The sequence below is a fragment of the Streptomyces sp. NPDC023527 genome (assembly GCF_055560115.1).
In genome coordinates this window covers 19,088-41,220 of the sequence record NZ_JBVHJJ010000016.1, presented here as the reverse complement: position 1 = coordinate 41,220, position 22,133 = coordinate 19,088, and the positions used below count along the sequence as shown (strand labels likewise).

The 22,133-nt window shown below is 73.4% G+C and carries 15 protein-coding genes and 1 pseudogene; 8 read left to right on the top strand and 8 right to left on the bottom strand.

The features are described from left to right. Positions 1–362 precede the first annotated feature (362 nt). Positions 363–1,144, top strand: a pseudogene (locus ACZ303_RS27850) (CoA transferase subunit A). 206 nt (positions 1,145–1,350) lie between these two features. Here ACZ303_RS27850 and ACZ303_RS27845 read toward each other — a convergent pair. After that, the gene (locus ACZ303_RS27845) at positions 1,351–2,985 is read right to left on the bottom strand and encodes a TROVE domain-containing protein (protein WP_467343216.1); all 1,635 of its coding nucleotides are present in this window, start codon (positions 2,983–2,985) and stop codon (positions 1,351–1,353) included. 605 nt (positions 2,986–3,590) lie between these two features. Here ACZ303_RS27845 and ACZ303_RS27840 point away from each other — a divergent pair. Next, entirely contained in the window at positions 3,591–4,193 is a 603-nt protein-coding gene (locus ACZ303_RS27840; protein WP_467343215.1) for a hypothetical protein, read from the top strand. Between the two features lie 88 nt (positions 4,194–4,281). On the opposite strand, the gene ACZ303_RS27835 is transcribed toward ACZ303_RS27840, so the two are convergent. Then, positions 4,282–5,109 carry a TIGR02452 family protein gene (locus ACZ303_RS27835; RefSeq protein ID WP_467343214.1) on the bottom strand — a complete coding sequence of 276 codons (828 nt, stop codon included), beginning with the start codon at positions 5,107–5,109 and terminating at the stop codon, positions 4,282–4,284. 268 nt (positions 5,110–5,377) lie between these two features. On the opposite strand from ACZ303_RS27835, the gene ACZ303_RS27830 reads away from it, so the two are divergent. Beyond that, positions 5,378–5,767, top strand: a complete 390-nt coding sequence (locus ACZ303_RS27830) for an SSI family serine proteinase inhibitor (RefSeq protein WP_467343213.1) — start codon at positions 5,378–5,380, stop codon at positions 5,765–5,767. A 9-nt stretch (positions 5,768–5,776) separates the two neighbouring features. Here ACZ303_RS27830 and ACZ303_RS27825 read toward each other — a convergent pair whose 3' ends face one another. The 5 genes from ACZ303_RS27825 to ACZ303_RS27805 all read right to left on the bottom strand — a co-directional run bounded on the left by ACZ303_RS27825 (position 5,777) and on the right by ACZ303_RS27805 (position 10,249). Then, positions 5,777–5,935, bottom strand: coding sequence for a hypothetical protein (locus ACZ303_RS27825; RefSeq protein ID WP_467343212.1), 159 nt, complete (start codon positions 5,933–5,935; stop codon positions 5,777–5,779). A gap of 129 nt (positions 5,936–6,064) precedes the next feature. After that, positions 6,065–7,012 carry a cytochrome c oxidase assembly protein gene (locus ACZ303_RS27820; protein ID WP_467343211.1) on the bottom strand — a complete coding sequence of 316 codons (948 nt, stop codon included), beginning with the start codon at positions 7,010–7,012 and terminating at the stop codon, positions 6,065–6,067. A gap of 102 nt (positions 7,013–7,114) precedes the next feature. Next, positions 7,115–8,140: a 6-phosphofructokinase gene (locus ACZ303_RS27815; RefSeq protein ID WP_467343210.1), complete on the bottom strand. Its 1,026-nt coding sequence runs from the start codon at positions 8,138–8,140 to the stop codon at positions 7,115–7,117. A 121-nt stretch (positions 8,141–8,261) separates the two neighbouring features. Then, complete coding sequence (locus ACZ303_RS27810) at positions 8,262–8,990, bottom strand: type 1 glutamine amidotransferase (RefSeq protein ID WP_215084552.1); 729 nt, start codon at positions 8,988–8,990, stop codon at positions 8,262–8,264. Between the two features lie 20 nt (positions 8,991–9,010). Next, entirely contained in the window at positions 9,011–10,249 is a 1,239-nt protein-coding gene (locus ACZ303_RS27805; protein ID WP_467343209.1) for a MurT ligase domain-containing protein, read from the bottom strand. 165 nt (positions 10,250–10,414) lie between these two features. Here ACZ303_RS27805 and def point away from each other — a divergent pair, with 165 nt between their 5' ends. After that, positions 10,415–10,954 carry a peptide deformylase gene (gene def / locus ACZ303_RS27800; RefSeq protein ID WP_467343208.1) on the top strand — a complete coding sequence of 180 codons (540 nt, stop codon included), beginning with the start codon at positions 10,415–10,417 and terminating at the stop codon, positions 10,952–10,954. Between the two features lie 198 nt (positions 10,955–11,152). Here the strand turns inward: def and ACZ303_RS27795 are convergent, their stop codons facing one another. Next, positions 11,153–11,797: a TetR/AcrR family transcriptional regulator gene (locus tag ACZ303_RS27795; protein WP_467343207.1), complete on the bottom strand. Its 645-nt coding sequence runs from the start codon at positions 11,795–11,797 to the stop codon at positions 11,153–11,155. A gap of 172 nt (positions 11,798–11,969) precedes the next feature. Between ACZ303_RS27795 and ACZ303_RS27790 the strand changes: the two genes are divergently transcribed. The 4 genes from ACZ303_RS27790 to ACZ303_RS27775 all read left to right on the top strand — a co-directional run bounded on the left by ACZ303_RS27790 (position 11,970) and on the right by ACZ303_RS27775 (position 22,076). Next, positions 11,970–13,190 (top strand): acyl-CoA dehydrogenase family protein, encoded by a 1,221-nt coding sequence (locus ACZ303_RS27790; protein ID WP_467343206.1) that lies wholly within the window; start codon positions 11,970–11,972, stop codon positions 13,188–13,190. Between the two features lie 411 nt (positions 13,191–13,601). Further along, entirely contained in the window at positions 13,602–16,481 is a 2,880-nt protein-coding gene (locus ACZ303_RS27785; RefSeq protein ID WP_467343205.1) for a helix-turn-helix transcriptional regulator, read from the top strand. A 10-nt stretch (positions 16,482–16,491) separates the two neighbouring features. Then, positions 16,492–19,236 (top strand): AAA family ATPase, encoded by a 2,745-nt coding sequence (locus ACZ303_RS27780; protein ID WP_467343204.1) that lies wholly within the window; start codon positions 16,492–16,494, stop codon positions 19,234–19,236. Continuing rightward, positions 19,233–22,076, top strand: a complete 2,844-nt coding sequence (locus ACZ303_RS27775) for an ATP-binding protein (protein WP_467343203.1) — start codon at positions 19,233–19,235, stop codon at positions 22,074–22,076. The genes ACZ303_RS27780 and ACZ303_RS27775 overlap by 4 nt, the downstream gene beginning before the upstream one ends. Positions 22,077–22,133: the final 57 nt, after the last annotated feature.

Sequence of the window (22,133 nt, the reverse complement as noted above, 5' to 3'; positions counted from 1 at the left end):
GCACGCGACGGATATGGGCGTGCACGCCATGATGACGGCCCGGCGGGAGGTGCTCAGTGCTATACGTCGAGACCCCCTCGCTGGGTGACACATGACGGTGTTCGACGGCCCGGCGGCAGAGCAGGCCAATCCGGCCCATGTGTGCCAACCACATGCTCAGGCTTTGTCCATGTCGGTTATAGACCGTCCGGACAGTGGTCGGCTGGGAGTCGCCTGGCGATTTTTCTCAGCGCGCGAGCGCATAACCCCTCACATGCGAGGCCGTCAGTGTGTGGGAGAGAACCATGGTGACCAGTGGTCCGATGTTCTTAGGCTCAGCACCTGCTTGGTCACAGAGAGCATCAAAGATGGAGAGAGGTCGCATGGGTCCGGACAAGACAGTTGTGGACGCTGTCCAGGCGGTGAGAGGCATCCCCGACGGGGCATCCCTTGCCGTCGGTGGGTTCGGCCTGTGCGGTATACCGAGCGCCTTGATCGCCGCCCTGCTGCGCGAGGGCACTTCCGGACTCAGGATCGTCTCCAACAACTGCGGTGTGGACGACTGGGGCTGGGACTGCTCTTGCGAGCGGGCCGAATCGCCCGGATGACCAGCTCATACGTGGGAGAGAACAAGGAATTCGCCCGGCAGTACCTCAGCGGGGAGCTGGAGGTGGAGCTGGTACCGCAGGGCACCCTCGCCGAGCGGCTGCGCGCCGGAGGCGCGGGGATCCCCGCCTTCTATACACCAGCCGGCGCCGGCACTCAGATCAGCGAGGGCGGGCTGCCCTGGCGGTACGGGCCAGGTGGCGAAATCGCCGTGGCCTCACCACCCAAGGAGAGTCGCACCTTCGACGGCACCGAGTACCTGCTGGAGCACAGCATCACCACCGACTACGCACTGGTGCGGGCCACCATTGGCGACCGCCACGGCAATCTGGTCTTCCGCTCCTCCGCCCGCAACTTCAACCCGCTGGCGGCGATGGCCGGCAAGGTCGCCATCGCCGAGGTCGAGCACCTGGTTGAACCCGGCGAGTTGGACCCGGACGAGGTCCATCTGCCCGGCGTGTTCGTCCAGAGAGTCGTGCGCGTCCACCCCGGCGACTCCACGGCCGCGCGGCGCATCGAGCGCCGTACAGTCCGTACCCAGCAGGAAGGCGGTGCCTGACATGGCGCTTACCCGAGAGCAGATGGCCGCCCGGGCCGCCCGGGAACTGACGGATGGCGACCGCCAGGTCGACGTCCCCCATCGCCTGACCGCCGCTGACATGACGATCAGCGGAAGACCACGGTGGGGTGGAGTGTCTTCCTGAGCACATGCGGATGAGCCGCACTCCGGTCTTCCAACGGACCGGGGTGCGGCTCTTCGTCGCGTCAGTCGGTGGGGGCGGTCTCCCACGGCCACCGTGCGTCGCGCCCCGACTCCAGTAGGGGGATCATGCGGAACGCCTGGTCCGTGAGGCCGCCGAAGGCGTGTCGGTTGTGGCCGCCGGACGGAGCGTGGCCGGTGCGGTGGCCGGCCAGGTTCCAGGTGTACATCGGGGTCGTCTCCGGGATGGAGCGGGTGACCTCGTGCGCGTCGTGACCGGCCTGCTCGTCGGTGACGATGACGACGCGGTCGTGTCCCTTGAACTCCTGGCGGAGCGCGGCGGCGGTGTCGGTGCCGCCGCCCAGGAACCAGCCCCCGTCCTTCCAGCGCCCCACCGCTCGCAGCAGCGGTTCGTCGCGGCCGAGAGGGAACGGTTTGGTCCTCGCGCCCGGCTCGTCGTTCACGTAGCGGCGGGCGCTGGAGAACGACACGACGTCCGCCCGCTCGCACCGCCGGCCGAGACCGAGGCCGAACAGGGCCGCGGCGTCCCAGCGCTTCAGCGAGCCGTCGCGGGAGAACCCGGCCTCCATGGAGGTGGACGTGTCGACGAGCACCAGCGTGCGGCCGGGCAGCGCGGGGATGTTGCCCAGCGAGGCGGTCAGCGCCTTGTCCAGGGCGTGGCCCCAGCGGAGCGACGGGGCGGCGTTGTACGCGGAGTAGAACCGCATGGGCAGCTGCCGGGACCGGGCGACCTGCTCGGCGTCGGCGAGCTTGCGGCACACGGCCTCGGCGACCTCGTCGGAGACCCCGGCCTCGTCGAAATTCCGGAGGTTCCGGAGCAACGCCATGAATCCCATGGACGGGATGACCGCTTCCCACGCCTCCCGGTCCATCGGGCCCTGGAGCCAGCCGGCCAGCGACTCCCAGGTCATGCCGGCCTCGTGGAGCCGCCGGCGGCCTTCCGCTGTGGACAGGACGAGTCGGCGGCTCTCCGTGGAGCCGCCCGGTGACAGGAGCTCCCGGCGGGCACGGACCATCCCCAGCGACGGCGGGATCTCCTCGTCACGCCCCTTGCGCCGGTCGAGGGCGTGCTTGAACAGGTCGCCCTGCCAGGGCTTGTCGGCGGCGGGCGACGGGTGCACGAGGTTGAGGATGTCGCCGAACCGGTAGCCCTTGGAGTCCGTGTCGTACTTCAGGAGCGTCTTCTCGCTGTAGAGGCGCCGGACCGCGTCGGCCACACCGCGCTTGAGCGGCTTGGGGAGCGTCCGCCCGTACCGCGCGGTCCAGTAGCCGAGCATCTCGCCCGGCTCGTCGGCCCGCTGAAGGACCGCGTCGACAGCCTGCCGGGAGTGGCCGGCGGCCCCCTTGAGGATCCGTTCGGCGGTGAACTCCGCGGCGCCGACGAGTGCGGCGGTACGCATGTTGCCGGGGCCTCGCAGCCAGCGCAGGAAATCCAGGCACCAGTCGGGGTCGTCGATCGCGAGCTTCCGGACGAGGTGCGTGAAACGGTCGTCGCGCTGCCCGCCGGTCTCGTAGAAGGTGTCGGTGCCGACCATGTTCGTCACCGCGAGCAGGAAGAGCTCGGACTTGGTGTCGCGGAGGTAGCCGGTGCCGCCTTCGTGGGTGGCGTCCCGCTCCCCGGTCGTGGTCACGGGCGAGCTCGGCGCCGGTCCGGCGGCGCGGGTGTTGAAGCGTGCCATGGAAAGTCCCCTCACATGGAGGGAAGGCTTCAGCAGGGGGTGCCCGAGATCAGGGTCGGCCGCGGTTCTGCGGGTATCGAAAACCGCGCGCCGTGAAGCGCTAGACGTAACCGCCGCCCGCGCACCGGGCAACCCCCGTGCTGTGCCTCCCGAGATCAAAGACGGCTGCGGCGGACTTATTTGGAAGAAGTAGCCGCGGCCCGCGCACCGGGAGGTGCAAATCCGAAGTTGGGTGTCCAGAGATCGAAGTCGGAGGGGGTGACAAGGTGCTCTGCCAACTGAGCTACGTCGACACGAAGTCGACGGCGGGACTCGAACCCGCGACCGCCCCATTAAGAGTGGAAGTAACCCCCGCCTGCGCACCTGGACGTGATCAACTGTAAGGGACGGCGCCGATATCGGCCGCACGATTTTTATATGGGTAGATTTCGGGCGCGCTACGGCGCGTTGGCATCGGTGCGGCTCTATATGGGGTGATGTCGCCTTGTGTCCAGGGTCGCCGGTCGCAAAGGGGTAGCGGCCTGGTCACGATTCATGCAGGTCGGCCGCCCAGGGATTGTTACCGGCGGTACGGTGCATCGGTCCACTCAGATCTCAGGGGATCCATGCGCACCAGTGTCATAGCCGCGGTTTGTATCGCCGCCGTCCTGCCCGTCGCCGCCTGCAGCAGCAGCGGCGAGACGAAAGCCCAGCCGCCGAAGAGCTCCGCGTCAGCGCCTCCGGTCGCCTCGGTCGCGGGGGAGACCCTGCTGCTGGGGAAGGGCACGGAGACGGTCGGGTCCGGCGGCGGAGGCCGGCTGGAGATGACGCCCACCAGCGTCGTCTACACCCCCAAGGTGAAGGCCGACAAGCCCGAGCGCGCCCTGTTCGTCATCGTGACGGTCAAGGTCCGCCCCACGACGAACGCGGCCGCCGCGGAGTCGGTACCGCTCCAGCGAGGCGGATGGTCATGGGTGTCCCCCGACGGCCAGTCGGTCGGGCAGGGTGACGGCAATGCGGCCGACATCTTCCTGGAGGGCTTCGACAGCGGCGGCCCGATCCAGGCCGGCGCGTCCAAGTGGCGGGCGAAGACCTTCGACATCACCGAGGCGCAGCGGGGCGGCACGCTCACCTACACCGACGGCGGTGGCCACACGGTCCGCTGGCAGATCCCGGCCCAGGACACCGGCCCCCAGACGGCCCAGCTGAAGAAGCTCACGACGGGCTGACGGCGATACGAAGCCGCACCGTCACCGCGCCCCGGTCCCCCGCAAGGGAACGGGGCGCCGTGCTTTGGCCTGTCGGCCGAGCACGAGTTCAGATACCGGCCGCCGTGAACGTGTCGGCGAAGGCTTGGCGGACCGGGGAATCCGTGCGGCGGTCCAGGATCGCGAAGACCACCCTGTCGAAGCGGTTCGTGAAGCGGCCCGGTTCCGTCAGGTGGGTGTGGAAGGCTCTCGCGACGGTCCCCGGGTCGTTCTGGAAGACGCCGCAGCCCCAGGCGCCCAGGATCAGTTGGCGGTAGCCGTTCGTGGCCGCCACCTCCAGGACGCGTTCCGCCCGGGAGGTCAGGGCCGCCGGGACGCGGGGGGCCGCCGTGGGGTCGCGGCGGGCTATCACGCCCGCGTTGGGGGCCGGTGAGGTCAGGAAGCCCGCGGTGAAAGGGGTTTCGAGGAGCGTGCCGCGGTCGTCGCGGAAGACGGGCACGCCGGGGGAGTGGATCACCCGGTCGCTGTAGAACGGGCTCGGGTCGGCCCGGTGCGCCGCGTAGTACTCCGGGGCCTCCAGCAGGCAGGTGTACAGCGCCGAGCCCCGGCACAGCGCCTCCTCCTGGGCCTGGGCGCCGTTGAGGTAGCCGCCGCCGGGGTTGCGGGCGGAGGCGAAGTCGAGGACCGCGACCGGGCCGTCGCCGGCCACGCGCCGCGCCGCGTCCAGGCTGCCCTCGCCCGTCACCTCGAACACGGTCCGCCCCGCCGGCCGCCCTTCGGCGACGGGCACCGGCCCCGGCCCGTACAGGCGCGTTCCCCGCACGGCCGCCGCGATGGCGTCCGTGAGGTCGACGCGACGGCCCCGGGGAGTGGTGAAGCCACCGCTCGCGACGATCTGTTCGGTCTCCTTGGCCATGCCGCGCAGTCGCGCGCTCATATGCGATTCCCTGTCACCGGGCTGACCGTACGGATCACCCGGGCAGTTGGCGAACGGTTTTTGCGCAGGTCAGCGCGGTCTCGGCGGGCAGTGGCCGTGTGCCGCGGGGCAGGGCGGGCCCGCAGCGGCGGTACGGTGGCCCCGGCCGCAGGGCCGGGCGGGTGATCGTGTGCCGCCGGCCGGGCGACGGCCCGGTGCGTCCGCTTGCCCGGTGGCCCCCACGCGCGATGGCCTGGTACCGGGCAGACCCGCGTCCCAGGAGGCACCGATGTCCGTACGTACCGCCGTGGCAGCCGTGGCGGCCGCCGCCGCGCTCCTCGCCCTCGCCGCGCCCTCGGCGTCCGCGGGCGACCCCGAGCACGGGCGGCTCTTCCTGACCGTCTCCGGCGCCCAGAACACCTGGATCCGCGGCACCCAGCTCAGCTGCCCCGCCGCCGACGGGCACCATCCGCACGCGGCCAAGGCGTGCGAGACGCTCCGCCGGGCCCAGGGCGAGCCCGACGCGGTGATCGCCGACAAGCACCTGTGCACCCGGGAGTACGACCCCGTCACCGCCACCGCCGAGGGCGACTGGAACGGACACCCCGTCGTCTGGCGGAAGACGTACCCCAACGCCTGCGCGATGGACGTCGCCACCGGGCCCGTCTTCCGGTTCTAGCCCGCCCGCTCAGGCGCCGCGGGCCACCAGCGCGCCTATCGTCATCAGCATCAGCGCCACCCAGGCGAACCACAGCCAGCCGTCGCTGCCGATCGTCACGCTGTAGGCGGTCACCGCGACGAGCCCGCCCACCGTCAGCCCCGCCATCGTCTTCGTCGATCCGGGCATGCCCCGCACCTCCTCAGGGCGGCCCGGGACGCCTGGATGCGCGAGGGCCGCGGCCAGGAGACCATCGTCTCCCGGCCGCGGCCCCCGCCGCCACACCGGCGTCCGGATCGGTTCGAGCTCGGCGGCTCCCTACCCGCGCGTGCGCAGCGACGCCAGATACGCGTTGTACTCCGCCAGTTCCTTGTCGCCGTTGCGGTCCTCGGACCGGTCGTAGCGGCGCGACTGCCGCTGCTCGGAGCGGTACCACTGATACGCCAGGGCCAGCAGCACCACGATCGAGGGGATCTCGCTGAACGCCCAGGCGATGCCGCCGCCGGCCTGCTGGTCCGCCAGCGCCTCGATGCCCAGGGAGGCCGGCGGGTTCTTGTACGTGCTGATCATCGGCTCCGACGCCATCATCAGCGCGATGCCGAAGAACGCGTGGAACGGCATGCCGGCGAACAGCTCCAGCATCCGCATCACATAGCCCGGCCGGTGCGGCCCCGGGTCCACGCCCATGATCGGCCAGAAGAACACCAGCCCGACCGCGAGGAAGTGCACCATCATCGCGATGTGGCCGGTCTTGGACTCCATGAGGAAGTCGAAGAGCGGCGTGAAGTAGAGGGCGTACAGGCTCGCGATGAACAGCGGGATCGTGAACGCCGGGTGCGTGATGATCCGCATGTAGCGGCTGTGCAGCAGCGCCACCAGCCATTCGCGCGGGCCCTTGCGCCCGCGGCCCGCCGCCGGCAGCGCCCGCAGCGTCAGCGTCACCGGCGCGCCGAGGAGCAGCAGGATCGGGGAGAGCATGCTGATCACCATGTGCTGGACCATGTGCACGCTAAACATGACCATGCCGTAGTCGTTCAGCTTGGTGCACATCACCAGCGCCACCGTCAGCACGCCGGTCACGAACGCGACCGTCCGGCCGACCGGCCACGCGTCACCGCGCCGCCGCAGCCGCACCACGCCCCAGCCGTACAGCGCCAGCCCGAGCAGGCAGCCGATCATGAAGAAGGGTTCGCCGCTGAACTGCAGACCCCGTCCCAGCGTGAACGGCGGCATGTCCATCATCATGCCGTGCCCGCTGTGATCCATCCGCTCTCTCCCATTTCGCACCAATGCGCCGGGACCAGAGTAGAGCCGCCCCCGGCCGGGACTCCGGCCGGGGGCGGCTCCGTGAGACGGACGGAGACCGGCTCACAGCACGCACTCGACCTCGGCGTACCGTTCCCGCGGCACCGTCTTCAGCCGCTCGACGGCCTCGGCCAGCGGCACGAGGGTGATGTCGGTCCCGCGCAGCGCGGTCATCATCCCGAAGGCGCCCTGGTGCGCCGCCTCCACGGCGTGCCAGCCGAACCGCGTCGCCAGCACCCGGTCGTACGCGGTGGGCGTGCCGCCGCGCTGCACATGGCCGAGGATCACCGGGCGGGCCTCCTTGTCCAGGCGCCGCTCCAGCTCCCCGGCCAGCTGCCGGGCGACCCCGGCGAACCGCTCGTGCCCGTACACGTCCGTGCCGCCGACCTCGAAGGCCATGGAGCCCTCGCGCGGCTTGGCGCCCTCGGCGACCACCACGATCGCGAAGCGCTTGCCCGCCTCGAAGCGGCGGCCGACCACCTCGGTCAGCTCGTCGATGTCGAAGGGCCGCTCGGGGACGACGATGGCGTGCGCGCCGGCGGCCATGCCCGAGTGCAGGGCGATCCACCCGGTGTGGCGGCCCATCACCTCGACGATCAGCACCCGCTGATGGGACTCGGCGGTCGTCTTCAGCCGGTCCAGGGCCTCGGTGGCCACGCCCACGGCCGTGTCGAAGCCGAAGGTCACATCGGTCGAGGCGATGTCGTTGTCGATGGTCTTGGGTACGCCCACGATGGGTAGTCCGGCGTCCGACAGCAGCCGCGCCGCCTTGAGGGTGCCCTCGCCGCCGATCGGGATGATCGCGTCCAGGCCGAGGTCGGCGACATGGCCGCGCGCCCGCTCGACGCCGTCGCGCAGCTGCGCCGGCTGGACCCGGGAGGAGCCCAGGACCGTACCGCCGAGGGCGAGGATGCCGCCGACCGCGTCCAGGTCGAGCTTGCGGTAGTCGGCCTCCAGCAGCCCCCGCCAGCCGTCGTGGAATCCGATGACCTCGTCGCCGTGGTCGACCATGGCGCGGTGCACGACGGACCTGATGACGGCGTTCAGGCCGGGGCAGTCGCCGCCGGAGGTGAGTACACCAATGCGCATGACAGGGAACCTTCACAACAGGGCCGGTGACCGGACCCCGTCGTCCGGCTGGATCCCCGCCACCCTACAAGTGGGAGGTGGCGGGGAACACAACCGTCCGTCATGCGGGCTGTACGGCCGTCTACGAGGGCTGGCTCGCCGCCGCGATCCGCTCGTTGCGCAGGGCCTCGTACCAGCGGTCGTCGACCGGCGGCAGGGCGTTGACATCCAGCGCCAGCTTGATCAGCAGGTCCGAGATGTGCGGGTTGCGGGCCATGACCGGACCGTGCATGTACGTACCGAAGACGGTGTCGTTGTACGCGCCCTCCGTGCCGTCGCCCGTGCCGTTGCCCTTGCCGATCCGCGTCCGCGCGAAGGGGCGGGCGTTCGGGCCGACGTGGGTGATGCCCTGGTGGTTCTCGAAGCCGGTCAGCGGCGGCAGCCCCAGCCGGTCGTCGATGTCGGCCAGGACGTCACCGACGCACCGCTCGCCCTCGCCGCGGGTGCTGACGACGTCGAGCAGGCCCAGGCCCTGCTCGCGCTGGCCCAGGTCGTTGATGAACTCGTGGCCCAGGATCTGGTAGCCGGCGCAGACCGAGAAGACGATCGCGCCGTTGGCGACGGCCCGGTTCAGACCGCCGTCGCGGCGCAGCCGCTCGGCCGCCAGGCGCTGCGGACGGTCCTCACCGCCGCCGATCAGATAGATGTCTCCCGAGGTCGGGATGGGCTGGTCGGAGCGTACGTCCACCCGCTGGACGTCCAGGCGGCGCTGGCGCGCCCGGCGCTCCAGGACCAGGACGTTGCCCTGGTCCCCGTAGGTGCTGAGCAGGTCGGGGTAGACCCACACCACACGCAGACTGTTCTGGCTCATGCTCACAATCCTTTTGCGGGTCAGTTGCCGACGCGGCGGCGGACGTCCTGGAACGCGGTGTAGTTGGCGATCAGCTCGATCCGCCCGGGCGGCGCCGACTGCACCGCCTCGTCCACCGTCTCGCAGACCCGGAAGTCCAGGCCCGCGACCTCCAGGCGCACCGCGAGGTCGAGCTTGCGGTCACCGATGACGAAGATCGGGTGCCCGGCGAGCCGGGTGTAGTCCACGTCCCACAGCCACGAGGTGTCGGTGCCGTCCGCGCCGCGGGCGTTCACGCCCAGGATCACCGGTGCCGGCGGTCCGTCGATCAGCGAGAACGTCTCCAGCCAGCCGGCCGGGTTCTTCGCCAGCAGCAGCCGGACCTCACGACCCAGGAACGACACCACGTCGAACCGGCCCGCGACCGCCTGGACCTGGTACATCCGCTCCAGCGCCACCTGCGGCGGCACCCCGAAGGTGGCCGCGACGGCCGCCGAGGTCGTGGCGTTCGCCTTGTTCGCCCGGCCCGGCAGCTGGAGGTGGATCGGCCACGCGCTGCCGTGCGGGTCGAGGACGTAGTCGCCCGACAGCGCCCAGCTCGGCGTCGGCCGGCGGAACCCGCACTCGCCGCAGAACCAGTCGTCGCCCGGACGCTGCATCACGCCACCGCACGACGGGCACGACCAGGCGTCGTCCTTCCACTCCTGACCGGCCGCCACCCACACCACGTTCGGCGAGGAGGAGGCGGCCCACACGATCAGCGGGTCGTCCGCGTTCGCGATCACCACGGCCTTGGTGCCGGCCAGACCCTCGCGCCACTTCTCGGCGAGCATGCGCGTCTCCGCGGCCCGGTCGAGCTGGTCGCGCGAGAGGTTCAGCAGCGCTATGGCCTTGGGCGAGACGTCGCGGGCGACACCCGCCAGGTACTTCTCGTCCACCTCGATCACGCCGTAGCGCGCGTCCGAGCCGCCCGCGAGGGCGGAGGTGATGCCGGCCGGCATGTTCGCGCCCAGCGCGTTGGACACCACCGGGCCGCTGGCCCGCAGTGCCTCGGCGATCAGCCGGGTCGTGGTCGTCTTGCCGTTGGTGGCCGACACCAGGACCACGTCCAGGTGAGTCGCCAGCCGCGCGAGCAGATCCGGGTCGAGCTTGAGCGCGACCTTGCCACCGATCACCGATCCGCTGCCGCGGCCCGCGGCTCGCGACACCGCCGCAGCAGCCTTGCCCGCCGTCACGGCCAGCTTGGCCCGCGGTGACAGCGGCCCCGTGTTGCCTGCCATCGTCCTAGATCCTCCTTGCATCCGGCGCCGCGCCTGTCCCTGGTCCGCCGGTGGAACGCCCCCTCCGCGCCGAATCGCCAGCCGGGAGGCTTCGGTCGGGGAGCAGCCTATCGAGATCCGGCCGTGGGCCCGAACCCGCGGCCTGCGGAACGTAGGGTTGACCCCATGCGCAGAGGCTCGATTCCCGGTGGTTCAGGACATGTACGGCCCATGAGGCTGCTCGGAGATCCGGGTCTCCGCACCCCCTGCGAGGAGGTCACGGACTTCGACGCGGCCCTGGCGGAGCTGGTCGAGGACATGTTCGCGACGATGTACGCGGCCCGGGGCGTGGGCCTCGCCGCCAACCAGATCGGCGTTCCGCTGCGGGTCTTCGTCTACGACTGCCCGGACGACGAGGACCGCCGCCATCTCGGGCACATCGTCAATCCCCGCCTGGTGGAGGCCGACGGCATCACCGTCCGGGGCCCCGAGGGCTGCCTGTCCCTGCCGGGGATCGAGGCGGGTACGGAGCGCTTCGACCACGCGGTGGTGGAAGGTTTCACCGCGGACGGTGCGGCGGTTCGGGTGAGCGGTACGGGGTTCTTCGCGCGGTGTCTTCAGCATGAGTGCGATCACCTGGGCGGTGGGCTGTACGTGGACCGTCTCGCCGGGCTCCGGCGGTACCGGGCTCTGCGGGCTGCCCGGCGGGCGGCCTGGGCTTCCTGAACGGGGCTCCGCGGTTTGCGCCCGCGGCTTGGCGGGTGGCTTGCGTTCCTGATCGGGGCTCCGCCTCGGACCCCGGTCCTCGATCTCCTCCAGCTACCGCTGGGCGGTGCCCCCAGACGGGCTGGGTTGTCGCCCGGGCGGGCTGGGAATCCAGCCCGCCCGGTGATCGGGGACACCGCGCGTAGTGCGGGCTCCCGGCTAGAAGCCCGGCCCTCCGGGAAGGTCGCCCGCCGCCGCGAGCCGCCCCCACAGCAGATCCGCGAGGTGGCGCACCAGGTGTGCCCGCGGGAAGGGGCGCTCGCGCAGCCACCAGTCGCCCGCGGCGTGCATCATGCCGACGATCCCGTGTCCCCAGGCGCGGGCCATCTCCTCGCTGCCGGGGCCGAGGTCGACGCGCTCGGCTATGACCTGGGCCAGCTCCTCGCCGAGACGCCGCAGCAGCGGCGCGGAGTGCCGGCCCACGTCGAAGCCCTGTTCCGCGGGCTGGCCCTCGTCGGCGGGGTGCATCAGGAAGCGGTAGACCTGCGGCCGCGCCTCTATGGCCGCGAGGTAGGTGTCCAAGGTCGCCTCGACCCGGTCGCGGCGGGCGGCCGGCGCGTCCAGCGCGGCGCGCAGCCCGTCGAGGAGCGCGTCGGTGTGGCGTGTGGCGAGGGCGCGGTAGAGCCCGCCCTTGTCGCCGAAGTGGCGGTAGAGGATCGGTTTGGTGATGCCGGCCTCGGCCGCGATGGCGTTCATCGACGCCCCGGGCCCGTCCCTCAGCACCACCCGGTCCGCGGCCTCCAGCAGCTCTTTGCGCCGCCGTTCCGCCACCCGCTGCTGATCGTCCCGCTGACTGGCTTCCATAGGACTGCCTCCCCGCCCCTGCGATCTGTCACGCATGCGCAACGTAACACCCGCCCCACGCAGCGAATCGGGGAGACGAGCACGTTGACACCTGTACCAGTGGGTAACATACTCCCGTTACCAGGAGTAACAAGCGGTGGGAGGGGCTGTGACGGCCGTGACGGGGTTTCGCATGGAGCTCGACGAGGAGCAGCGGGGGGTGCGCGACTGGATCCACGGCTTCGCCGCCGACGTGATGCGCCCCGCCGCCGCGGAGTGGGACGAACGGGAGGAATTCCCGTGGCCGGTCGTCCAGGAGGCGGCCAAGATCGGGCTGTACTCGCTCGACTTCTACGCCCAGCAGTTCTTCGACCCGACGGGTCTGGGCATACCGATGGCCCTGGAGGAGCTCTTCTGGGGTGACGCCGGCCTCGGGCTCGCGATCACCGGCACCGGTCTCGCCGCGATCGGCGTCCTGACCAACGGCACCGAGGAGCAGATCGGCACCTGGATCCCGCAGATGTACGGCGACGCCAGTGATGTGAAGGTCGCCGCCTTCTGCTCCTCCGAGCCCGACGCCGGCTCGGACGTGTCGGCGATGCGCACCCGAGCCGTCTACGACGAGGCCAAGGACGAGTGGGTGATCGACGGCACCAAGACCTGGGCGACCAACGGCGGCATCGCCAACGTCCATATCGTCGTCGCGGTGGTCGACCCCGCCCTCGGCTCGCGCGGCCACGCCTCCTTCATCATTCCGCCGGGCACGCCGGGGCTGTCGCAGGGGCAGAAGTTCAAGAAGCACGGCATCCGCGCCTCCCACACGGCCGAGGTCGTCCTCGACGGCGTCCGGGTCCCCGGCCGCTGCCTGCTCGGCGGCAAGGAGAAGCTGGACGAGCGGCTGGCCCGCGCCCGCGAGCGCGCCAAGGCCGGCGGCGAGCGCGGGGCCGGTTCGCAGAACGCCGCGATGGCCACGTTCGAGGCGTCCCGCCCGGCGGTGGGGGCCCAGGCGGTCGGCATCGCCCGCGCCGCGTACGAGGTGGCCCTCGACTACGCCAAGACGCGCGTCCAGTTCGGCCGCCCCATCATCGACAACCAGGGCGTCGCCTTCCAGCTCGCCGACATGCGCACCCGGATCGACGCCGCCCGCCTGCTGGTGTGGCGCGCGTCCTGGATGGCCACCGCGGGCAAGCCCTTCACCTCGGCGGAGGGCTCGATGTCCAAACTCTTCGCGGGCGAGACGGCCAAGACCGTCACGGCGCAGGCGATGCAGATCCTCGGCGGCAACGGTTACACCCGCGAGTACCCGGTGGAGCGGATGCACCGCGACGCGGCCATCTACACCATCTTCGAGGGGACGAGCGAGATCCAGCGGCTCGTGATCGCCCGTACGGTATCGGGCGTGCCGATCCGATAGGCGGTAAGGGGCCTCGCGCCGCGGCGCGCGCCCCGACGGTGCCGGGCCCCTTCGCGACAGCCGCGGAGGGGCCCGGCGTCGTGCCGTCATGCGGCGCGGAACCGGGCAGATTACAGCAGGCATATGACAGCCATGTGCAGAGCCCGGCGCCGCGGATCGGTTTCGGCTCTTTTCCGGCGCGGCCGACGGTATGGGCACGCCGTGTAGGCGGGTATGGACGCACCGTTCAACCTTTGGCCATCAGTGCTCCGCATTCTGTCTCAAAGGTGATGGGTGCCCACCAGCCGTCCTGTTACCGTCGTTTCCGATCTTGATCGTGCAAGTCGGGTCCCGGAGGCCGCCTTCGTGAACCGCCTTCCGCCACGTCGATCACCGGAGCTCGAGTGCGGCTTCACGAAAGAAGGAAACGCCGTGGCGGTCATCAAGGAACAGGACCAGGACGCCACCGGGCAGCTCGTCGGCCGCGCCGCCGAACTGGACAGCCTCGCACGGTGCGCCGAGCGGGCCCGCGGCGGTAGCGCGCGGGCCGTCCTCGTCCGCGGCCCCGCCGGCATCGGCAGGAGCGCTCTCCTGGCCGCCTTCGCCGAGCACCTGACCTCCCGGGGCGTACGGGTGCGCCGGTCCGCCGCCACCGAGGCGGACCCCGACGGCCACCGCACCGTACGCGAACTGTTCGGCACCGACCCGGTCGCCCCGCCGCCCGGGGCCTCCGCCGCCCGGAGCGCCCACGCCGCCCACAGCGGGCTCCACCGCCACCTCACGCGACTGCTGGCGACCGGCCCCCTGGCCCTCGTCCTCGACGACGCCCAGTGGTGCGACGAAACGTCCCTGCGGAGCGTGGACTTCGTGCTGCGCCGCGCCACCGCCCGGCCCCTGCTGGTGCTCCTCGCCCAGCGCACCGAGTGCCGCGGGCCCGGCACGCCCGTACTCGAAGAACTCCTCGCCCACGGCCGCTGCCACCCCCTCGACCTCGGCCCGCTCCGGCCGCGGGACACCGCCGAGATGATCACCCGGACGCTCGGCCGCCCCCCGGAGGAACCATTCCTCCGGCACTGTGCCGAGGTCACCGGCGGCAACCCCGGCCTGCTGCGGAAACTCCTCACCGGAGTCCGCGCGACCGGAGCCCGCCCCGACACCGCGGGCGCCCGACGGCTGCGCAAGACCGGCGAGAGCCTCCTCGCCGCCTCCGCCAGCGCCCACCTGGCCGGTCGGCCCGCCCACGAACGCGCCGTCGCCCGGGCCCTGGCCGTCCTCGGCCGGGCCTGCCCCGACCCGCTCGCCGCGCTCTCCGGCGTCACCGGCGGGCGCCTGACCTCCGCGCTGGAGGCGCTGCGCCGCAACGGAGTCATCGGCGCGGAGACCCCCGCCGGACCCCACCCCGTCCTCGTCATGCGCGAGGCCGTCCGCCCGGCCGTCCTCGCCGACCTGACCGGGGACCGGCTGGAGGCGCTGCGCGCCCGCGCCGCCCGGGTGCTCAACGACGCCGGGCGCCCGGCCTCCGACGTCGCCGACCAGCTCGTGCTCCTCAAGGAGCTGACCGAGCCGTGGATGCTCACCGTCCTGCGTGACGCGGCCGCCGAGGCACCCGGCCGGGACACCGCCCGCGCGGCCATGCGCTACCTGCGCCGCGCCCTGGCCGCCGACCTCACCGACGCCCAGCGCAAGGTCGTCCGCATCGAACTCGCCCGCGCCTCCGCCCAGGTGGCCCCCGCCACCGCGCTGTGGCAGCTGAGGCAGGCCCTCGACGACGCGCGCGGGCCGCGGGAGCGGGCCCCGATCGCCGTCGAGTACGGGATGACCTCCCTCGGCACGCACAACGCCCCCGACGCCGTCCGGCTCCTCGGCGACGTCCTCGACGGCCTCGGGGCCGAGCTCGGCCCCGACCCCGCGCCCGCCGACGCCGAACTGCGCACGTCCGTCGCCTCCGCCCTGCTCGTCACCGCCGTCAACGAGAAGTCGGCCATGGCGGGCGTCCGCGAGCGGGCCGGAGCCTGGCCCGTACCGCGGGGCGACAGCCCGGCCGAGCGCCAACTGCTGTCCGTCATGAGCGCCTTCGCGGCCCTGGACGGCCGGCCCGCCCGGCAGGCCGTCTCCCTGGCCCGCCGCGCCCTGAAGGTCGAGGAGCCCGCGCCCGCCGGCTGGTGGGTGCTCGGCGCGTCCCTGGTCCTCGCCCTCGCCGACGAGGTCGACGAGGCCATGACGGGCTTCGCCCGCTCGCTGTCCGCCAGCCGGGCCCGCTACGAACCGTGGATGCACATCGCCTCGCTGGCCGGCCGCTCCCTCGCCCTGCACGGCACCGGCGACGTCACCGCCGCCGCCGTCGACGCCCGCGCCGCCGTCGACCTCGCCGAGAAGTGCGGCAGCCGCTGCTCGCCCATGCCCTACATCGCCCTCGGCGCGGCGCTGCTCTCCCAGGGGCACGCCGAACGGGCCGAGAGCGTACTCGACCGGGCCGGCCGGCGCGGCGTGGACCAGCACATCTGGGAATGGCACCAGTACCTCTACGCCCGGGGCCGGGCGCGGCGCGAACGCGGCGACCTCGACGGCGCGCTGGAGCTGTGGCTGCGCTGCGGGCGCAGCCTGGACGAGGCGGGCGTCACCAACCCCGTGCTGGCCCCCTGGTGGCTGTCCGCCACCGTCGCCCTCGTCCAGCGGGGCCGCACCTCGGCCGCCGCCGACCTCGCCGAGCGCGCCCAGGAGCGCGTACGCCGCTGGGGCACGCCGCGCGGCCTCGGCCTCGGCCTGATGGCCGCCGGGGTCGTCGCCGAGGGGCGGGCCCGGCTCGACCTCCTCGCCGAGGCCGTCGACGCCCTCGCCGCCTCCCCGGCCCGCCTCGACCAGGCCAAGGCCCAATACCAGCTCGGCTACGAACTCCTGCGCCACGGCGACACATCGGGTGCCCGTCGGCACCTGCGCGGCGCCATCGAACTCGCCACCCGCTGCGGCTACCACATCCTGGGCGGGCTCGCCCGCGAACTGCTGGTCGCCGCCGGGGGCCGGATGCCGCAGCTCGCGGCCAGCCCCGTCGACTCGCTGACCGACAGCGAGCGCAGGATCGCCGTGCTCGCCCGGGCCGGGGTCAGCAACAAGGAGATAGCGGACGCGCTGTTCATCACCCCGCGCACCGTGGAGATGCACCTCACCAACGTCTACCGCAAGCTCGACGTCCGCGGCCGCGCCGACCTGCCGCCCTCCCTCGGCTCGCCGCACCCGGCGGGCGCGTACGGCCCGCGCGGCCACCGCACGGGACGCCCGCGCCCGCCGGCCGGCGCCCACGCGCCGAGCCGCTAGGGGGCGCCCGGTGTCACAGTGGGAACCGGAGGCGGTGGGGGAGTGGCCGGCCGCCGGCCGCCTCGGCGGGACGACGTCCCTCGTCGAACGGGAGACGGAACAGGAGACGCTGGACGCCCTGTTGCGCGGCCTGGGCTCGGGCCGGTCGGCCACCGTCGCCGTCCACGGCGAGCCCGGCATCGGCCGCAGCGCCCTGCTGGACCGCGCGGTCGCGCTCGCGGCCCGTACGGGCGTCCGCGCGGTCACCGCCCACGCCTCCTGGGAGGAGACCGGGCGGCGCCACGGCGTCATCACCCAGCTCCTGGCCGGCCTCGCACCGGACACCGCGCCGCCCCGCCCCGACAAGGGCGACCACTCCCTGGACCTGTGCCGCGCCTTCCTCGCCGCCGCCCGCGCCCGGCCCCTGCTCATCGCCGTCGACGACGTCCAATGGGCCGACCCGGACTCCTGGCGCTGCCTGCGGGCCCTGGCCCGCAGGCTCTCCGGCGCCCCCGTGCTGCTGCTGACCACGCACGGCGTCACGGCAGGCCCGTACGGCCGCATCGAACCGGACCCCCTCGCCGACGAACGCACGGTCACCGCCCACACCTTCACCCTCGCCCGGCTCTCCGCCGAGGGCGTGGGGGAGATGCTGGCCGCGGCCTACGGGCGGCCCGTCGACCCCGCGTTCAGCGAGGCGGCGGCCCGTGCCGTCGACGGCAGCCCGGCCGTCCTGCGCACCGTCATCGGCCGGTTCGCCCGGCACGGCTGGAGCCCCGGCGCCGACCACCTGCCGCACCTGACCGACAGCGCGGCCGACGCCGTCCGGGACCGCGCCGCACGAACCGTGGCCACCCTGCCCGTGGAGCTCCAGGACGTCCTGCGCGTCATCGCCGTCCGCGGCCGCCACTGCACCCTCGACATGATCACCGCCCTGGCCGAGCCCCGGACCCTCGGCGCCGCCCGCGCCCTGGAGATCCTCTCCGGCACCGGGCTGCTGACCGGCGGCGAACGGCCCGCGTTCCGCGAACCGAAGGCCGCCGAAGCCGTCCTCGCGGGACTGGGCGCGGAACGCCGCGAAGAGCTCTACGCCCGCGCCGCCGACCGCGCCCACCGGGAGGCCGTCCCCGACGGCGACCTGACCCGGATGCTCCTCGCCGCACGTGTCATCGGCTCCACCTGGGCCGTGGAGGCGCTGCGCCGGGAGGCCGCCCGCCGCCGCGCCGCCCGCGACCTCCCGCAGGCCGCCCGGCTGTTGCGGCGCGCCCTGCGCGAACCGCTCGCCCCCGACCTGCGGGTGAAGGTCCTCACCGAGCTGAGCGCGGTGGTCCTGCCCTTCTCGCCCGAAGCGGCCGACCGGCACCTGCGCCGCGCCCTGCTCACCCCTGCCGACGCCACCGCCGGCCCGTCCTGGGTCCACGCCGCCGAACTCCTCGTCGCCCGGGGCGATGTCGTCTCCGCCCAGCCCCTGATCGCCTACGTCCACCACCGCGCCGGCCCCGGCCCCACCGACCGGGCCGCGCTGCGCGCCCTGTACTGGCTCGCCGAACACAGCCAGCAGGGCGCCGCCCACGAGCTGGACCGGCCGCCCATGGACCCGCTGCCGGAGCGGCCCGCCGAACCCGCCGAGGCGGCCGTCGTCGCCTGGCGCGGTGCCCTGCGCGGCCGCGACCTCGCCCGCACCCGTGACCTGGCCCGCGCCGCCCTCGCCCCGCCGGCCCGCGACACCACGCCCCTGACCTGCCAACTGGCGGCCTGCCACGCCCTGATCCTGACCGACGACTTCGCCGCCGCCCGGGCCGGACTGGACGCCGTGCTGGTACGGGCCGAAAGCGCCGGAACCCGCCAGACCGCCGGACTCGCCCTGCTCGTCGCGGCCCTGGCCGAGCTGCACCAAGGACGCACCGAAGCGGCCTCCGCCGCCCTCGACCGCGCACAGGAGGCCATGCCGCCGCACTGCTGGCACCCCCTGATGGCGCCCGCCCTCGTCGGTGTGAAGACCTTGGTGTACCTCGAACAGGGCGACCTCGCCGCCGCCGAGCGGTCCGTCGAGCTGGCCCGCCCCACCGGCGCCGAGGACGGCCTGGCCTGGGCGTACCTGCTGTACGCGCGCGGCCGTCAGCGGCTGGCGGCCGGCCGGCGCGAGGAATCCTTCGCCGACCTCCTGGAATGCGGCCGCGTCCTGCTCACCCGCCAGGTCGCCAACCCCACCCTGCTGCCCTGGCGTTCGGCCGCCGCCCAGGCCCGCGGCGCGGACCCCGAGGACGCCTGGTCCGCGGAGCTGCTGGCCGAGGAGCGCCGCCTCGCCCTGGCCTGGGGCACGCCCAGCGCCGTACGGCGCGTCCTGCTCGCCGCCGGCCGCCCCGGCCCGGAACCGGCCGCCCCCGGGCCCGTGCTCCCCGCACCGGACGCCCCCGCGAGCTGGCAGTACCGCCAGGCCCTCGGCGCCCTGGGCACCGCGCCGCTCACCGGCACCGCCACCCTCGGCGCCCTGCTCGCCCCTACCACCGGCACCACCCGCCCGGCACCACCCGCCCGGCCCGCGGCCGCGTCCGACGCGCCCAGCCCACCGGCACCGCGCGGGCTGACCAGCGCCGAACTGCGCGTGGCCGGCCTCGCCGCACACGGCATGGCCAACCGCGCCATCGCCGCCGAGCTGACGGTGACCCTGCGCACCGTCGAGCTCCACCTGACCAAGGCGTACCGCAAATTGGGCATCTCGGGGCGGTCGGAGCTGGCCGACGCGCTCGAGCGCCTACGGAGGAACACCCGATGACCCCTGAGCCGACCCTCTTGCTGGACCGGCGGCGCGAGCTCGACCTGCTCACCGAGGCGCTGGAGGCCGCCGAAGGGGCGAGCGGCTCACTGCTCGTCGTCACCGGCGGCCTCGGCACCGGCAAGACCGCGCTCCTACGGGCCCTGCGCGCCCCCGCCGAACAGCGCGGCACCCACGTCCTGAGCGCGAGCGCGGCCCCCATGGAACAGGACTTCGCCTTCGGCGTGGTCGGCCAGTTGCTGGAACCCCTCCTCCCCGGCACGCACCTCGAACCGGACACCTGCGCACCCGCCGGAACCACCGACCCGGAGCCGCACGGCGAACTCCTCGCCCTCGCCGCCGACCGCGCCGCCCGCACCCCGCTGCTCCTGCTGGTCGACGACCTCCAGTGGGCCGACGCACCCTCCCTGCGCTGGCTCGGCCACCTGGCCAAGCGCCTCGCCCACCTGCGCATCACCGTCGTCGCCGCCCTGCGCGAGGGCGACCCCGGCTCGGAGGAGCGGCGCGTCCAGGAGATCACCGACCGCGCCACCCACATCCTGCGGCCCGGGCCCCTCTCGCTCCGGAGCACGGCCGAACTCGTCGCCGCCCGCTTCGGCCGCCCCGCCGACCCCGCCTACGTCACCGCCTGCCACGAAACCGGCGGCGGCAACCCGATGTTCCTCACCGCCGCCCTCGACGCCCTCGCCCCCATGGGCGGCCCCGACGCCGAACACGCCGACGCCGTACGCACCACCGCCCTGCCGTCCCTGCGCGAACGCCTCCAGGCCGCCGTGCGCTCCCAGCCCGCCCCCGTACAGGCCATGGCCAAGGCACTGGCCGTCCTCACCGGCCCCACCGCCCCCGAGCTCGCCGGCCGCCTCGCCGGACTGGACGAGACCGGCGGCGACGCGGCGGTCCGCGCCCTGCGCCGACTCGGACTGCTGACCGCCGACCCGGAGCCCCGCTTCGTCCACCGGGCCGTACGGGACGCCGTCGAGGACGCCATGACCCCGGCCGAGCACGAGGACAGCCACATCTACGCCGCCCTCCTCCTGCACAGCTCCGGCCACCCCGCCGAACAGGCCGCCGCCCAACTCCTGGAGGCCACCTCCTGCCAGGACAGCTGGGCGATCGAGGTGCTGCGCACCGCCGCGACCGCGGCCCTGCGCCGCGGCGCCCCCGAGGAAGCCGCCCGCTATCTGCGCCGGGCCCTGCTGGGCAGCGCCCCCACCGGCCCCGACCGGGCCACCCTCCTCGTCGACCTCGCCACCGTCGAGCGCGCCTTCGACCCGCCGGCCGCCATCCGCCACATCTCCCAGGCCCTGCTGCTCATCCCCTCCCCGGCCCGGCGCGCCGTGGCCGCCGCCCGCATACCCCCCTCCCTCCTCGGCGGCTGCCCGCCCCCGTCCGTCGAGGCGATCCACAAGGTCGCCGACGAACTCGGCGCACCCGAACTGATCGCCGGCGAGAACCGCGAACTGGCCCTGCGGCTCGAAGCCCGGCTGCGCCACATCGCCGTCGCGGGACCCGGGCAACTCCTCACCTGCGTCGACCGGTTGCGCGCCCTCGGCCCGACGCCCCCGCTGGGCACCGCCGCCGAACGCGAACTGGTCACCGTCCTGCTGCACGGCGCCACCATGTCCCAGGGCCTGTCCGCGGCCGAGGTCACCCCGCTCGCCAACCGCGTCCTGCAGTACGAACCCGCCTCCCCGGAGCACACCTACACCGCCCTGCCCCTGCTGACCCACATCCTCATCGCCGGGGACTCCGTCGAGACCATCGAACCCTGGCTGCGCACCGCCCGGGAACGCGCCCGCCGCGAGCGCGCCACCGTCCCCGAGGCCGTCATCAGCATCGAACTCACCCACGTCCTGCTGGCCCAAGGGCGCCTGGAGGAGGCACGCGCCCAGGCCGCCGACGCCCTCGCCCTGGGCGTGGCGGACTGGGCGACGCTCCAGTCGCTGATCGGGGTCGTCCTCGTCGCCATCGAGAGCCGCGACGCCGACCTGACCCGGCGGCTGCTGGCCTACCGCCGCGAAGGGGTCCACCAGGGCCACCAACCCTCCTCCCTCCAGCTCATCCGGGGCTCGGCCGCCGCCGCCTCGGGGGACCTGCCGACCGCACTGGAGTACTTCCTCGACTGGGGGCGCTCCGCCGAACGCGCCGACTGGCGCAACCCCGCCGTCTTCCCGTGGCGCGCCTGGGCCGCCGGGCTGCACTACCGCATGGGCCACGCCGTACGGGCACAGGAGCTCATCGAGGAGGAGTGCGCGCGGGCCCGGGCCTGGGGCACCCCCGTGGCGATCGGCCGCGCCCAGCGGATGAGGGGCGCCGTCACCGAGGGGGAGCCGGGGATCGCCCTGTTGCGCGCGTCCGCGGACACCCTGGCGGGCGCCGTCAACGGCATGGAGCGCGCCCGCACCTCCGTCCTCCTCGGCAGGCGGCTGCGCGCCACCGACCGGGCCGAGGAGGCCGAGAGCCATCTGCGCCGCGGCCGCGAGCAGGCCCTGGCCTGCGGGGTGCCCTGGCTCGCCGAACGCGCCGCCCGGGAGCTCCAGGCCATGGCGCGCGGCGTCGGCTCCCTCGCCGTGGAGTCCCTCACCCGGACCGAACGGCGCGTCGCCGGACTGGCCGCGCACGGCATCTCCAACCGCGACATCGCCGAGCGGCTCGACGTGAGCTCACGCGCGGTGGAGAAGCACCTGACGCACGCCTACCGGAAGCTGAGCGTGAGCGGCCGGGCGGAACTCGCGGGCCTCGCCCACCTGCTGCCGGACGGCTCCGCCAGCGGTGCCGGGCAGCCCGGCCGTACCGCGGCGGACCGTACCGAACCGAAGCACCGGGCGAACCGGAAGTAACCGTACCTACGGGCCGCCCCCACAGGGTTAGCGTCCCGGGGATTGATTTCGTTGACA

Excerpts from the sequence above, each read along its gene's own strand:
- ACZ303_RS27815 (WP_467343210.1), bottom strand. The coding sequence starts at position 8,140 with ATGCGCATTGGTGTACTCACCTCCGGCGGCGACTGCCCCGGCCTGAAC.
- ACZ303_RS27830 (WP_467343213.1), top strand. The coding sequence starts at position 5,378 with ATGTCCGTACGTACCGCCGTGGCAGCCGTGGCGGCCGCCGCCGCGCTC.
- ACZ303_RS27775 (WP_467343203.1), top strand. The coding sequence starts at position 19,233 with ATGACCCCTGAGCCGACCCTCTTGCTGGACCGGCGGCGCGAGCTCGAC.
- def (WP_467343208.1), top strand. The coding sequence starts at position 10,415 with ATGCGCAGAGGCTCGATTCCCGGTGGTTCAGGACATGTACGGCCCATG.
- ACZ303_RS27805 (WP_467343209.1), bottom strand. The coding sequence starts at position 10,249 with ATGGCAGGCAACACGGGGCCGCTGTCACCGCGGGCCAAGCTGGCCGTG.
- ACZ303_RS27820 (WP_467343211.1), bottom strand. The coding sequence starts at position 7,012 with ATGGATCACAGCGGGCACGGCATGATGATGGACATGCCGCCGTTCACG.
- ACZ303_RS27835 (WP_467343214.1), bottom strand. The coding sequence starts at position 5,109 with ATGAGCGCGCGACTGCGCGGCATGGCCAAGGAGACCGAACAGATCGTC.
- ACZ303_RS27810 (WP_215084552.1), bottom strand. The coding sequence starts at position 8,990 with ATGAGCCAGAACAGTCTGCGTGTGGTGTGGGTCTACCCCGACCTGCTC.
- ACZ303_RS27790 (WP_467343206.1), top strand. The coding sequence starts at position 11,970 with ATGGAGCTCGACGAGGAGCAGCGGGGGGTGCGCGACTGGATCCACGGC.
- ACZ303_RS27825 (WP_467343212.1), bottom strand. The coding sequence starts at position 5,935 with ATGCCCGGATCGACGAAGACGATGGCGGGGCTGACGGTGGGCGGGCTC.
- ACZ303_RS27795 (WP_467343207.1), bottom strand. The coding sequence starts at position 11,797 with ATGGAAGCCAGTCAGCGGGACGATCAGCAGCGGGTGGCGGAACGGCGG.
- ACZ303_RS27845 (WP_467343216.1), bottom strand. The coding sequence starts at position 2,985 with ATGGCACGCTTCAACACCCGCGCCGCCGGACCGGCGCCGAGCTCGCCC.
- ACZ303_RS27840 (WP_467343215.1), top strand. The coding sequence starts at position 3,591 with ATGCGCACCAGTGTCATAGCCGCGGTTTGTATCGCCGCCGTCCTGCCC.